Here is a 13561-nt window from a genome sequence, read left to right on the forward strand (position 1 = left end):
GACACGCCTGGAGTGAGCTTTGGCAAAGAAGAGCACAAGCTGGGCATGAAGGGGACATCCACGCGCCAGGTGATCCTGGAGAACGTCCAAGTTCCCTACGAAAACCTCGTCGGCGACGTCGGAAAAGGCCACTATGCCGCGTTCTGTGCGCTCAATATGGGACGTTTCAAGCTAGAGGCCGGGGCCGTCGGAGGAATCAAAGAGACCCTGGCTGTCTGCGCGGCCTATGCCAACCAGCGCAAGCAGTTCAACCGTAGCATCGGTAGCTTCGGGATGATCCAGGCCAAGCTCGGCTCAATATGTGCTCGCCTCTTCGCCCTCGAATCGGCGGTCTATCGGCTGGCAGGGGAGCTGGACTCGGTGTTTGAGGGAATTGATGCCACCGCCGACGATGCTGCCAAGCACTACCACCACGCCGCCGAGGAGTATGCCATTGAGTGTAGCATTGTCAAAGTGATCGGCAGCGAGCTCTATTCCTGGGCCACCGATGAGGCCATTCAGATCCACGGCGGCTACGGCTACACTGAGGAGTTCCCCGTGGCGCGTGCCTGGCGCGACCAGCGCCTCTTGCGAATTGGGGAAGGTGCCAATGAGATCGTCCGGCCCATTATCATCAACACGCTCCTGCGCCGTGCCAAACAAGGCCGCCTGAGCCTCGAAGCCCAAGCCACGAACTGCACTCTGAAACGCTCTGGCCTGCGCTTGCTCCACCTGCTGACCGAGCACTTTGGAGCGAGCTTGGCTGAGGAACAAGAAGCACTAGGAGCCGTCTCGGATATTATTTCTTCCGCCTACTGCCACGAGAGCATGGCGCTCCGAATCCGGAAGCTCAAAGGCGTGGTGCAGGAAACCGCAAGGCTCTGCACCGCTCTCTATCTGCACGAGTCTCAGACAGCGGGAGTTGCTTTGGCGCAGCAAGTTCTCACCCGCTGCCACGCCGATCAAGCAAGCACCACGAGCCTTCTCGCCGAGCTTTCTCCAAGCTGCGCTACCGATGCGATTGCCCTGCGCCGCCAGCTCGCAGCGACGGTTCTGGCGGGGGAGAGATACCCATTTTGAACCTCTCCCCAACCCCTCTCCCGGTCGCTCAGTCTTCGCTGGGAAAGGGGCTTATCCACCCCCTTACCCCCTCCTTTCCCAATGAGGAACGAGTGCCCGGGAGAGGAGGGTTGGGGAGGAGAGGTATGTATTCATGGACACATTAGATACCAATCTGGATCCTGATGCACCGTCGTGCCGGGCGAATGCCGAGCACAACCGAGCGCTTGCCGCGGAGCTGAGATCGCGACTTTCGGTAGCGCGTCTAGGCGGTGGTGCGGAGTCGGTGGCAAAGCACCGTGCCCGAAAGAAGAAGCTCCCGCGCGAGCGCATAGACGCCTTACTCGACCCTGGTGCGCCGTTTCTGGAGTTCTCTACCCTGGCTGCCAATGGAATCTACGGTGACCAGGCTCCGGGGGCGGGGCTGGTCACGGGAATCGGGACAATCCACGGGCGACCTTGTGCGATTGTCGCCAACGATGCCACGGTAAAAGGTGGGACGTACTTTCCGCTGACGGTAAAGAAGCACCTGCGCTTGCAAGAGATTGCACAAGAGAACCGCCTTCCGTGCCTATACTTGGTGGACTCGGGGGGCGCGTATCTCCCACTCCAGGCAGAGGTCTTCCCGGATAAAGAGCACTTCGGGCGGATTTTCTACAACCAGGCCCGGATGAGCGCTCTGGGAATTCCCCAGCTTGCCGCCGTGCTGGGAAGCTGCACGGCGGGAGGAGCCTATGTGCCTGCGATGAGCGATCAGACCGTGATTGTGAAGGGGAATGGGACGATCTTTCTTGCAGGCCCTCCGCTGGTGAAGGCCGCGACGGGCGAGGAAGTGACCGCGGAGGCACTGGGCGGCGGCGATGTCCACACACGGCTCTCGGGGGTTGCAGACTATCTCGCCGAGACCGAGGACGATGCCCTGGCGATCTTGCGGGATGCAGTCGCGCACCTGCCGCAGACGCGGGTCGCGCCGCCACAAGTGTCCGAAGAGCCACTCTATCCTGCAGACGAGCTCTACAGCCTGCTTCCCAAAGACCTGCGCCAGCCCTTTGAGATCCGCGAAGTCATCGCTCGGCTCGTGGATGGCTCCAAGTTCCATGAGTTCAAGCCACTCTACGGCCAGAGCCTCGTCTGTGGCTTTGCGCACTGGGAAGGCTGGCCGGTCGGTATTATCGCCAATAATGGCGTGCTGTTCTCAGAGTCCGCGCTCAAAGGCGCACAGTTTATCGAGCTTTGCTGTCAGCGCAATATTCCGCTGGTTTTCTTGCAAAATATCACCGGCTTTATGGTCGGTAGCCGCTACGAGCACGAGGGAATCGCCAAGCACGGGGCAAAACTGGTGATGGCCGTGAGCTGCGCAGAAGTTCCGAAGTTTACCGTGATTGTGGGCGGCTCGTTTGGAGCAGGCAACTACGGGATGTGTGGCCGCGCCTTTGGCCCGCGCCAGCTCTGGATGTGGCCGAACGCCCGAATCTCCGTGATGGGTGGCCCGCAGGCGGCGGCGGTGCTCAAGACCGTGAAGGGCGATGCGATGAGCCAGGAGGAAGAAGCGGAGACCATTGCGATGTACGAGCGCGAGGGAAGCCCGTACTACGCCACAGCACGCCTCTGGGACGATGGCATTCTCGACCCGATCCATACCCGCCGCGCCATCGGTTTAGGGCTTGCCGCCGCGCAGTACGCGCCGCAAGCTCCCACCCGCTTCGGCGTCTTCAGGATGTAACCAATGGACGATATTCTCACTGTTATCTCGGGCCCCGTGGCCCATGTCACCCTCAACCGTCCTGAGGTGCACAATGCGTTTAATGAGCCGCTTATCGCAGAACTAACCGAGACATTTCTGAGACTGGGGGCAAACCCCACGGTTGCGGTGATTGTGTTGCAAGGCGCCGGAAAGAGCTTCTGCGCCGGGGCGGACCTGGAGTGGATGGCAAAGATGGCGGGCTACTCTTTTGAGGAAAACCTCGCCGATGCAGGCAAACTCCAAATGCTCTTTCAGACAATAGATGCGTGTCCCAAGCTCACGGTTGCCGCCGTGCATGGCAGTGCCTTTGCGGGGGCACTCGGGCTGATCGCTACCTGTGATTTTGTTATCGCTGCCCCCGAGGCACGCTTTGGCCTGACCGAGGTTCGCCTGGGGCTGATTCCTGCCGTGATCTCACCGTATCTGCGCCGGAAAATCGGCTCCGGAGCGCTTCGAGCCTTGGCTACCACAGCGACGCTTTTCAACCCAGAGCACGCCTTACGAATCGGGCTGATTGACTGTGCGGCGCTGGACTATGGCAAAGAGCTTCCCCTGCTTCTAGAGAGTTTTTTACGGCTTAGCCCCGAGGCAGTCGCCGCGACGAAGAAACTTCTCCGGGAGCTAGACGAAGGCACCGCAGACACGGTGAGAGCGATCGCGCAGGCCAGAGCATCGTCTGAAGGTCAAGAGGGGATTCGGGCGTTTCTGGAGAAACGGAAGCCGAGCTGGGTGAGCAACTCATGAAGCGTTTACTCATTGCCAACCGAGGGGAGATCGCGGTTCGGATCATCCGTGCCTGCCGGGAGCGGGGAATCTCGACGGTTGCAGTGTACTCCGATGCCGATCGAGACGCGCCCCATGTCGCGCTTGCCGATCTGGCTTTCTGCCTTGGCCCCGGCCCTGCCACCGAGAGCTATCTGCGCACGGACAAGATTCTGGAGCTCGCCCGAGCACACGATGCAGATGCCGTTCACCCTGGCTACGGATTTCTGTCCGAGAACGCAGGCTTTGCGGATGCCTGCGCCGCAGCGGGGATTGTCTTTGTGGGGCCACCCGGCGCGGTGATTCGGGCACTCGGGGATAAAATCGGGGCAAAACGCACGATGGCCGCCGCCGGGGTTCCGGTGGTGCCGGGCTACAATGGCGACAACCAGGATGATGCGGTGCTACGCGATGAGGCAGAAAAGATCGGCACGCCGCTGCTCATCAAGGCCAGTGCGGGCGGTGGTGGGCGTGGGATGCGGCGTGTGGACGACCTCAGTGACTTTTTACCCCAGCTCTCCGAGGCGCGCCGCGAAGCCCTTGCCGCCTTTGGCGATGGCCGGGTCTTGCTGGAGCGCTATGTTCAAAAGCCACGCCATGTCGAGTTCCAGCTCTTTGGTGACACCCACGGCAATGTCGTGCATCTCTTTGAACGTGAGTGCTCGATCCAGCGCCGCCACCAGAAAATTATCGAGGAGTCGCCTGCGCCTGGTCTGACACCGGAGCTGCGCCAGAAGATGGCGGATGCGGCGGTGCTGGCGGGAAAGACGGTCGGCTATGTCGGGGCGGGAACCGTGGAGTTTCTTGTCGAGGGAGATGCATTTTATTTTCTGGAGGTCAACACGCGCCTGCAGGTGGAGCACCCGGTGACCGAGACCATTACAGGAACGGACTTAGTCGGCTGGCAGCTCACTGTCGCCGAGGGCGGGACGCTTCCTCTCACGCAATCCGAGATCTTTTCCCGCGGGCACGCCATTGAGGCACGTGTCTACGCCGAAGATCCCGCCACGGGTTTTCTACCGTCGCTTGGGGTCTTGCGGCGCTGGCAGGAGCCGAGCGGCCCCGGTGTGCGGGTGGACTCGGGCTACACGCAGGGGATGGAAGTCCCGCCCTACTACGACCCCATGCTCGCCAAAGTCATCGGCGCCGGCTCGGATCGCTTGGCTGCTCTTACCCGGCTCGATCAGGCCCTCGCGGGATTTACGGTGCTAGGAGTTCAGACCAATATTGAGTACCTGCGTGCTCTCCTCGCCGACGAAGCCTTTGTGGCTGGTCAGCTCCACACCGGCTTCCTCACCGAGCGCTTCACCGGCTGGAAGCCCGCCCAAGAGATTCCCGAGGTGGTTCTCCATGCCCTCGCCGCCCTCCTCCCCCAGCCCCTCCTCCCAACCCTGCGGAGGCAGGGAGGAAGGAGGGGAGCCAGAGGGGTGGATTCGGACTCCCCTCTCTCACCCTCCTCCCAGGATTGGGAGGAGAGGCGGGGGGAGGAGGGTATTGGCTGGCACGCTACCGATGGCTGGAGGATCGGCGTATGAGTACCAAGTGGCTCTGTGGGCAGCAAGAGTGGGAGGTTGAGCGCGACAGCGCGGTTACCACTCGGACACTGCCAGGCGGTGATATTGAGGTGCAAGACGGGGACTCTGTGACCGTGGTGACCGTCGCACACGGCGAGCGCGGCGAGGTCTTTCTGGGGCTTGATGGACACACGTGGCGCTTTCAACCCGCGCAGGGTCGGCGTGCTGCTGCTCGGCAAAAAGCTGGGAGCCTCTCCGCCCCGATGGCGGGGATCGTCCGCGCCGTGCATGTCGTCGTTGGTCAGAGTGTCAAAGCCTACCAGCCACTGGCGGTCATGGAGGCGATGAAGGTGATGGCGACCTTGGAGGCTCCGTTTGCCGGCACGGTGAGCGCAGTTCACGCTGCTCCGGGCGATCGGGTGGAGCACGGCGCGACTCTGGTGGAGCTAGAGAAGGCATGACCGCGATTCGAATCGTCGAGGTCGGGCCGCGCGATGGCCTGCAAAACGAAGCGGTTACACTGGCGACAGCAGAGAAGCTGATGCTGATCCAGAAGCTGATCGCGGCAGGCTGTACGGAGATCGAGGCGACGGCCTTTGTCCACCCCAAGCTCGTCCCTCAGCTCGCCGATGCCACCGAAGTCATGGCGGGGCTGGATCGTTCCGTGGCCCGTTTCTCGGTGCTGGTGCCGAATCTGAAAGGGCTGGAGCGAGCACTCGCGGCTGGTGCCACGGCCATTGCGATCTTCACGGCGGCCTCCGAGAGCTTCTGTGAAAAAAACATCGGGCGCTCCATTGCAAGCTCACTTACCGAGTATGCCGACGTGGTGAAAACCGCACGGCAGCACGGCTGCTGGGTGCGGGGCTATGTCTCCACAGTGACACAGTGCCCCTACGAAGGCAAGGTTTCACCCGAGCAAGCCGCACAAGTCATTGAGCAAGTCGCGGCGCTGGGCTGCGATGAAGTCGCGCTGGGGGAGACTCTTGGCAGAGCAGTACCCGAAGAGATCGCCTCGCTGCTAGAGCATATCTTGCCCCGCGTGCCTGCATCGCGGCTGGCGGGGCACTTTCATGACACCAATGGACGCGCACTAGAGCATGTTGATGTCGCACTGGGCTTTGGCTTGACTTGCTTTGATGGTGCGGTGGGAGGACTCGGCGGCTGCCCATTTGCTCCCGGTGCGGCAGGGAACCTGGCCACGGAGAAGCTCGCCTTGCACCTTGCAACACTGGGCTACGAGACGGGGCTAGATACTCTCGCTCTGAGCGCAGTAGGCCGTTGGCTACGCTCTCGCTTAGAAAAGCGCTCGGACGCGCTCTAGGTCCTCGGGCGTGTCCACGGACTCGGGGGCGCGGTTTGTGAAGATCATCTTGATCCGATAGCCGTGCTCAAGAGCGCGAAGCTGTTCCAGCGACTCAATCTGCTCCAGGGGCGTTCGTGGCAGGGTGGGGAAGGTCTCCAGAAAGTCTCGACGGTACGCGTAGAGCCCGATGTGCTGGAGCGGCTGGTAGCCCGGTGCATCGGCGTTGCGACGGTAGGGAAGCGGCGAGCGAGAAAAATAAAGCGCGTAGCCGGTCTGGGTCAGCACGACTTTTACGACATTAGGGTCGCCCTCACGCCCCTCGGGGAGCGGGCAGCAGAGGCTCGACATGGCGAGATTTGCATCTGCCAGAAGCGGCTCCGCAGCGGCGTCTATTGTCGCAGGCTCGATCAGAGGCTCATCGCCTTGGACATTGACAATCACGGTCACCTCTGAGGCAAGCTGCTGGGCGGCCTCGGCGAGGCGATCTGTACCCGTCTGATGATCCCCCCGCGTCATGAGCACACTGCCGCCAAACGCACGCACGGCATCGGCGATGGCCTGGTCGGGCGTGGCGATAAAGACATCGTCAATCCGAGATGCCTGCCGAGCCCGCTCCCAGACATGCTGGATCATCGGCTTGCCCGCAATCAGAGCAAGGGGCTTATCAGGAAGACGCGTCGCCGCAAGGCGCGCCGGAATCAAGGCTACAGCTTTCACGCCCAAGAGTGTACCCTACAGAAGCTCGCGCAAGATGAGGTTGACGCGGCGGATACGCCCCGTGGAGGCGCGGAGCTGAAGGGGGACTCTTGTGCCCATGGGACGGCGCAGAAGCTCGCTGAGGGTGTAGAGGTTGAGCTTATTGGCCGAGCGCCCATCCACCGTCAGAATCTGATCGTCCGTGGTGACTCCGGCTTCGCTGGCAGGGGAGTCGGGCAAGACGGCAAAGACACGCCACTCAAAGTTTTCATAGAGGGGCAGAAGGCCCGATGTGGTGAAGGAGAAGGGATCGCGGAGCTGGGCATTGGGTGTTAGGTAGAGCCGCTTTCGTCCGTAGTCAAACGTCACCGTGAAGCGCCGCAGAACCTCCGCCCCGAGCCGTCCCGCCGCTCGCTCCGAGGCATCCGCCCCACTTTTCTGCTGCGAGAGCTTGATCAGCGGCTTTTCCAGCGCAAATGGCCCCAGCTTGAGCTGAGTCGCGCGGGCTGCCTCGCCGTAGCTCACGCCGCCCACCCCAATTCCGGTCGGCATGGCAATGCGCTTGGAGTAGCGCTCCCGGAGCTTGTTCTTCTCCACAAACGGTGCATTCAGATCCACCTCGCCGCTGGAGCCTGTGTCTAGCTCCATCCAGCACGCGATTCCATCCAGCTCCACTTGCGCTTGGGGAATATTCCCCTCGATCTTGAGAGGCAGTGAAGCCGCTCCCGTCGGCGGTGTAAATGTCTCTGGGAGGCTCAGCGTGAGAGTGCTGGCGGTATAGTCTAGGGTGACAACCCACTGCGCAAAGAGCGGGTAGCCCAGCAGACCGTCACAGCCCAGCGATGACGGCAGAGGCACCGCGACCGCCTCCGTGTCCGCCAGCGAGAGTCCTCCAATGGAGAGCTGCGTCAGCCGAATCTGCCGCGCCGCTACGGTCGCCGCCGTGCCCGTCACGTTGCGGGTGGCACTATCGGGCGGTAAAAGTCCCAAGCGCATAGCGGCCTGCGGAGTTAGAACATGGATCCCCGCCCCGGAGTCCACACAGAGCACCACCTCGCGGACACCAACACGCGCCTTCACAAAGAGATAGTTTCCCTGACGAGCCACCGGAATCTCATTGCTTGTCTGCTTTATGATGTCAGCACCTTCTCGACGCCTTCTGCCATTACGTCTACGCTGAACTTCTCGAAGACCGCTTTCTGGCCCACGGCACCAAGCTCAAAGGCGGCTTTGGGATCAGAGAGCAGCGTTTCTAGGGCATTGGCGAGGGCTTCGGGAGTGAGAGGCTCGTAGAGAGCGCCGCCGCCGGTCTGGGCCAGAATCTCGGGGAAGCCGCCGTGTTTAGGCTGCACAACAGGGACACCTGCGGCCAGTGCTTCGATGACATAGAGCCCAAACGACTCGCCATACGTCGCGGGAACGGAGAGCACCGTGAGGTTTTTGAGAAACGCAATTTTCTCATCGCGACTGACATTGGGATGCCAGCTGACCCGATCTGCCAGGCCAGCGGCGGCGAGTTTGGCCACGAGCTTTCCCACGTAGAAATGATCGTACCCAACTTGCGCTCCCGCCACGGCAAGCTTGAGCTGCGGCAATCGGGGAGCAAGTAGAAGAAACGCTTCGATCAGTGTCCCTAGGCCCTTGGGTTCGTACATCCGGGCAAGATAGCCGAGCGTGAGTGTTTCGGGCGGCTCGGCGCGGGGGACATAGCCCGTGAGATCAATGCCGTTGTAGACCACGTGAAGTTTCTCGGGGGGAAGCTTTGCACGCCGTTGCATCAGCTCGCTGTGATAGTGGCTCACGGGAATCAGTGCGTCAAACTCCGCACCACGCTCCCCGACAAGCTCCCAGCATTTTGTGTTAAACGGAGCGCCTAGAGCATCGAGAAAGCCGTCTTCTCCCTGGAGGGTACAGGCGATCTTGGCACCCGTTGCCTCGCGAATTCGCCGTCCCATGCCCAGCAGGAGTGCGTTGGAGAGAACCACCCAGTCGGGTTTCTCGCTTGCCAGCCACTCCACCAGGCGCTCCAGCTCTTTCTTCTGGTTGCCCTCTTCGCCCTTTAGCATCGAGAGAGTCATGGGGCCTAGCTCACTTGCCTTGGTCATTCCAGCACGCTTACCCGCACTAGCCAGCGCCTTGGGGGAGTCCAAGAGCTTGTCCAGCCAGCGGGGTGTGTGCCGAAACAGCGGCGAGACTTGCTGCAAGTAGGAGTTGATCCCGCCATAGAACACGGGAATGTTCTCTGCTGCCGAGACCTCATCTAGGGTGAGGGGGAGATACATCGGCACGAGGAGCGCATCGTGGCCACGCTTGCGAAGCGCCAGCACGAGCGCATTATCGCGCATGCAGCTCCCGCAGTAGAAGCTCCCCGTTCCTGTGGTCAGATACACCAGTCGCATAGGGAGATTCTACCCGGTAAGAGGCAATTTAGTCCTCGCGGAACCAGACACTGGCATTGGGAGCCAGAGACTTGCGCCAGGCGGCACCCTGGGTACTACGGGCACGCCACGAGTTGTTCGGAGCCTTGAACCACTTGGCATGACCATCCGCGAGGGTGTAGTTCGCGCCACCGCTGTGGCGATAGCGCGCCCCACAGTAGTTATCCGCACGGCCCAATAAGCGTCCCGGCAGACTCGGAAAGCCTGTCTCCACCCCAACCGTGCAGTTGGTCGTCCAGTCGTCGCCGCCGGTGTTGCCCACATAGCCCATGCCCTCGCAGGCGAGAACGCGCTGTGCGGGGGACTCGACTACAGGTAAGGACTGAATTCCCAGCGGAAACCAGCCGTTTATACCGGCTGTAGGAGCAGAGCGGTGGCTTGTCGGCATGAGATTACTATTGTTCATGTAGCTGAATGCTTTGGAGTAGAAGTTAGCAATCGGCGAGACACCCGAAGTCGCAAAGGGCACGGTATCTCCGGCAGCCATAGGAAGATCTTTGCCATTGGGAGTGATGCTAGGGCAGATCCAGAACGGCGCGTCCACACGGCCCACGATATTGACGTTCGTCGCGCCCGCTCCCGACTTAACATAGGGTTCGACGAGGTCTTGCCACGTAACGGCAGCTGTCATCGTCCCCAGAATATAAGATCCCAGCGGAAATGTCTCATCGTAGTCCTGAGAGTACATCATGATCCCAAGACCGACCTGCTTCATGTTGGAGAGACAGCTTGTCTGCCGGGCTTTTTCTCGTGCTTGTGCAAAAACAGGGAAAAGAATGGCGGCGAGAATCGCGATAATGGCGATGACAACGAGAAGCTCAATTAGGGTGAAACCACTGCGCTTTTTCATGGGAAATACTCCAACCAAATAGATAAAGGTAGCGTGATTGTATCACGCTACCTATGAAGAGGAGATTAAAGTGACGCTCGCTCAGGCGGGAATATCCCAAAGAGCCAGGGTGGACGCGCCTTTGACGAGCAGGCGGTTCCCCGAGATTGCCGGGCTTGACCACATGGCCGAATCCGCCACTTCGTACTTGGCAGTTTCCTTAAGGGTATCGCCCATTTTTTGGTAGACAAACAGCTCGCCGCCCTGCGACGAGACGAGAAGGGAGGGGCCAATGTCAAAGATCGTCACTTGCTCGCCTTTGTTGCCGGGGCACTCCCAGGTTACTTTCCCGGTGGCGAAGTCCATCACGGCCACTTGCCCGCGCCGCTTCTCATTGACCACATAGACATGCTTGCCATCCAGCACGGGACTAGAAGAAGACATGGTCACGTCGCGCGACTCCCAGACCTTCGACGTTGCCCACTTGCCCCCACTCTGGCTGAGCTTGAGCGCGAAAGTCGCCCGCTGATTCGCTCCACAGAGCACCGTGTCGCCCGCGATCACGGGGGTGATGGAGTTGTGGTTGAACATGTTCTGGCGGTTGGCCAAGCGCCAGAGCTCCGACCCGTTCTCGGGGCTAAGTCCCAGCCAGAGGTTGTGTGAGGCGGTAATGAGCTGCCGGACTCCACCAATCGTGGCGAGCTGCGGAGACGTGTAGCCTGGCCCTTCGCCCTTCCAGGCCCAGAGCTCTTTTCCCGTGTCTTTATCCAGCGCCAAGAACGAGCCCGTGGCTTCGTGGCCGGAGTGGACATAGATCTTCTTGCCATCAACCAGCGGTGAGAGCGAGGCCCCGCAGACCGGCATGGGGATCGGGTACTGCTTGGCGAAGTCCTTGCGCCAGAGAATGCTGCCTTTCGTAGCATCAAAGCACGTCATCAGGCCATTGACCCCGATGGTGTAGAGCTTTCCCTGGTGCCAGAGAGGTGTGGAGCGTGGGGACTTTCCGAGGCGCTGTGCCGGGAAAATAACGCTATCGAACGGCGCGGCCACGACATCTTTCCAGAGCGTCTTTCCCGTTGCCATGTCCAGACAGAGCACGTGCTCGTCGTTGCCTTGCCGCACGATCACAAAGGCACGATTTCCTACGATAATGGGGGAAGAGTGTCCCTCTCCCACATTGATAGACCATTTTTTGCCGAGCTGAGCAGGCCAGCGTGACGGAGCCTTAAAACCACTAACATGGGAGTCACGGAGAGGACCGCGCCACTGCGGCCAGTCAAGCGAAGAACTTTTCTGTATCATAGCATGCCCAACAGACGTTATTGCCGAACAGTTCCCAAGAATCCTAAATCCTATTTTGCTTTTTTGAAATCTCTGACGATACAGAACTGAAGTGGCTATTCGACGAAGAGAACAAAAACGGGCTCACCTAGGCGAGAAAGTCCTGCTGGCACAGGTAGCGTGGCTGGACGCGCCGCTGTCTTGGTCTGAGACAGAGGGCTGCTTGACGTGGGGGGGGACGATTCCCGATGCGGAGCTCCTTTGGAAGACTCAAAAGCGGCTCTATGAGCTACGCGGCGTTGATCTTTTACAGCAGCAGCTAGAGCGGGCAAAGCGCTGGCTCAGCCTCACCCCCACAGACCTTGCGGACTGGCTAGTGATCGAGGCGCTCTGCGAAAATGAGCTTCCGTTCTCCCCGAGTGCGCTGTTGGCGCAACAGGGGAAGGCAGCGCTGCCTCAGCTTCAGGCACAGGAACAAGACTCGCTTCTCCCGGAGGAGGCTCGTCCTTTGCTGGCACTGGTGAAACAGGTCTGTCAACAAGGCATGCCACTTCCCCGCCACCCCGATCTGGTGGCACGCTTGGGGCACGACGCTCCCTCCCTGCAAGCACTCCCACTCTTTACTCTCACACCGCAGTCTCTGCGCCGTGCCGTTCGTCAAGGGATGCCGCCCGAAAGGCTCCTTCAACTACTGGACTCCGTGGTGGCCTTGAAGGCTTTCGCCTGTGGTGGAGTGGACTGGAGCGCACTCCCCCTGGAGAGCCTGCCTCCAGCACTACGTTTGGTACGCGCCTTTCGAATGTTAGAGACTCCCGGCATGGACGAGGCTCTTGCTCCGATCCTCGCGCTCGACAGCCGCGCCGGGTGGCTAGAGCTTCTGGAGCGCAACATCGCCTTGCTCTGGCCTGTGCCAGAGCTGATGGTCAAGAAGCGTCTGACAGGAGCCCGACGCGAGACGGCGCTTCTGGAGAAGGCACAGAAGTGGCGTGCCCATAAACACCTGACTGTGGAGCGCCTCCACAATCTCGTGATGCACTCGCAGAGCTTTGCGCTCGCGGAGGACGTCTTGCGGGCCAATAGCCTAGCTGCGGTGTCTGTTTCCGTGCCCGACCCAGCGCTCTATCCGCTCCTCTGGGCTCTCCAGAAAGAGTTTCGCCGCACCGACACCACTCTTGCAGGAGTCTTCCAAAACTATCGCTCTGTCCGTGAGTTCCGGAGTGACTTTGGCGAGCTTCTGCGTGTCCTACGAACCTTGCCGATCGTGGCAAGGGAAGCGTTTTTTGATGCGATTGCTAGCTCGGCACACAGCGGCTCGCGTGAGGATCGCCGTCAGCTTGTACGGCTAGCCCCCAAGCTTGCACTGCTCGTCCCACTCACGTCTCAGGAAGACTGGGACTCTTGGGATTGGCGTGAGCTGTTCTCGATCTTACCGACGGTTCCTCTCGGCTGGCTTCCAGGACTCGTGGCACGACTCACGGCCTCCTCAAGAATGTCACGGCTGCCTGTCGCTATCGCACTTGCGGGGGACGATGAAGCTCTCTTCCACAAGCTCTATGAGGAGGTGCTTCCGCTGGAACTCGACTGGCTTCCCTTTCACTCCGCCGAGCGGTTCTGTAAGGAGCTTCCCCGGTTTCCCGAGCTTCGTCCCATACTCTCGGAGCAGCTTCTCAAACATCCCCGCCGGACGATGGAGCAAATGGCACAGCTTGGGGAGGCGCTACGGCTTGGTTTGGATGCCCTCCAGCCTCTCCAGACGCTACAGCCCCTTTCCGTGCCCTGTTCCGAGGAATGGACCGAGATTGAGGCGCTCCTCCCGGAAAATTCGGACGTGCTCTGGTGCGCCTTGCAACCCGTCACACCAGGAATGAAGCGTGCCCTGTCGCTCCCCGAGCGTCTGCAGCGTGAGGCGGCGTTTCTGGCTAGCCATCCTGACCGCGCCCGAGCAAGGTGGGAGAA

At 60.7% G+C, this 13561-nt stretch carries 12 protein-coding genes; 7 read left to right on the forward strand and 5 right to left on the reverse strand.

Annotated features, from left to right (window positions below; translation table 11 throughout):
• The 6 genes from AC1XOS_RS12240 to AC1XOS_RS12265 form a co-directional block, all read left to right on the forward strand.
• Positions 1-1059, forward strand: a 1059-nt coding sequence (locus AC1XOS_RS12240; RefSeq protein ID WP_481962503.1) for an acyl-CoA dehydrogenase family protein, incomplete at its 5' end; no start/stop codon positions are given.
• Between the two features lie 133 nt (positions 1060-1192).
• Positions 1193-2761, forward strand: a complete 1569-nt coding sequence (locus AC1XOS_RS12245; protein WP_481962504.1) for a carboxyl transferase domain-containing protein — start codon at positions 1193-1195, stop codon at positions 2759-2761.
• A gap of 3 nt (positions 2762-2764) precedes the next feature.
• Positions 2765-3526 (forward strand): enoyl-CoA hydratase-related protein, encoded by a 762-nt coding sequence (locus tag AC1XOS_RS12250; RefSeq protein WP_481962505.1) that lies wholly within the window; start codon positions 2765-2767, stop codon positions 3524-3526.
• Positions 3523-5079, forward strand: a complete 1557-nt coding sequence (locus tag AC1XOS_RS12255) for an acetyl-CoA carboxylase biotin carboxylase subunit (RefSeq protein ID WP_481962506.1) — start codon at positions 3523-3525, stop codon at positions 5077-5079. Before AC1XOS_RS12250 ends, AC1XOS_RS12255 begins: the two co-directional genes overlap by 4 nt.
• On the forward strand, positions 5076-5519 hold the full coding sequence (locus AC1XOS_RS12260; RefSeq protein ID WP_481962507.1) for an acyl-CoA carboxylase biotin carboxyl carrier protein subunit: 444 nt from the start codon (positions 5076-5078) through the stop codon (positions 5517-5519). Before AC1XOS_RS12255 ends, AC1XOS_RS12260 begins: the two co-directional genes overlap by 4 nt.
• Positions 5516-6379: a hydroxymethylglutaryl-CoA lyase gene (locus tag AC1XOS_RS12265; RefSeq protein ID WP_481962508.1), complete on the forward strand. Its 864-nt coding sequence runs from the start codon at positions 5516-5518 to the stop codon at positions 6377-6379. Before AC1XOS_RS12260 ends, AC1XOS_RS12265 begins: the two co-directional genes overlap by 4 nt.
• On the opposite strand, the gene kdsB is transcribed toward AC1XOS_RS12265, so the two are convergent.
• From kdsB to AC1XOS_RS12290, 5 genes are all read right to left on the reverse strand, one after another.
• Positions 6353-7078: a 3-deoxy-manno-octulosonate cytidylyltransferase gene (gene kdsB / locus AC1XOS_RS12270; protein ID WP_481962509.1), complete on the reverse strand. Its 726-nt coding sequence runs from the start codon at positions 7076-7078 to the stop codon at positions 6353-6355. The two genes, AC1XOS_RS12265 and kdsB, sit on opposite strands and share 27 nt — an antisense overlap.
• Before the next feature lie 15 nt (positions 7079-7093).
• On the reverse strand, positions 7094-8164 hold the full coding sequence (locus AC1XOS_RS12275; RefSeq protein WP_481962510.1) for a pepsin/retropepsin-like aspartic protease family protein: 1071 nt from the start codon (positions 8162-8164) through the stop codon (positions 7094-7096).
• 23 nt (positions 8165-8187) lie between these two features.
• Complete coding sequence (locus tag AC1XOS_RS12280; RefSeq protein WP_481962511.1) at positions 8188-9456, reverse strand: glycosyltransferase family 4 protein; 1269 nt, start codon at positions 9454-9456, stop codon at positions 8188-8190.
• A 28-nt stretch (positions 9457-9484) separates the two neighbouring features.
• Positions 9485-10345: a DUF1559 family PulG-like putative transporter gene (locus AC1XOS_RS12285; RefSeq protein WP_481962512.1), complete on the reverse strand. Its 861-nt coding sequence runs from the start codon at positions 10343-10345 to the stop codon at positions 9485-9487.
• A gap of 81 nt (positions 10346-10426) precedes the next feature.
• A complete protein-coding gene (locus tag AC1XOS_RS12290) occupies positions 10427-11626 on the reverse strand; it encodes a PQQ-binding-like beta-propeller repeat protein (RefSeq protein ID WP_481962513.1) in 1200 nt (399 codons plus the stop codon).
• Between the two features lie 91 nt (positions 11627-11717).
• On the opposite strand from AC1XOS_RS12290, the gene AC1XOS_RS12295 reads away from it, so the two are divergent.
• A partial coding sequence (locus tag AC1XOS_RS12295) for a hypothetical protein (protein WP_481962514.1) occupies positions 11718-13561 on the forward strand: 1844 nt, incomplete at its 3' end.

This window comes from Armatimonas sp. (assembly GCF_964826245.1).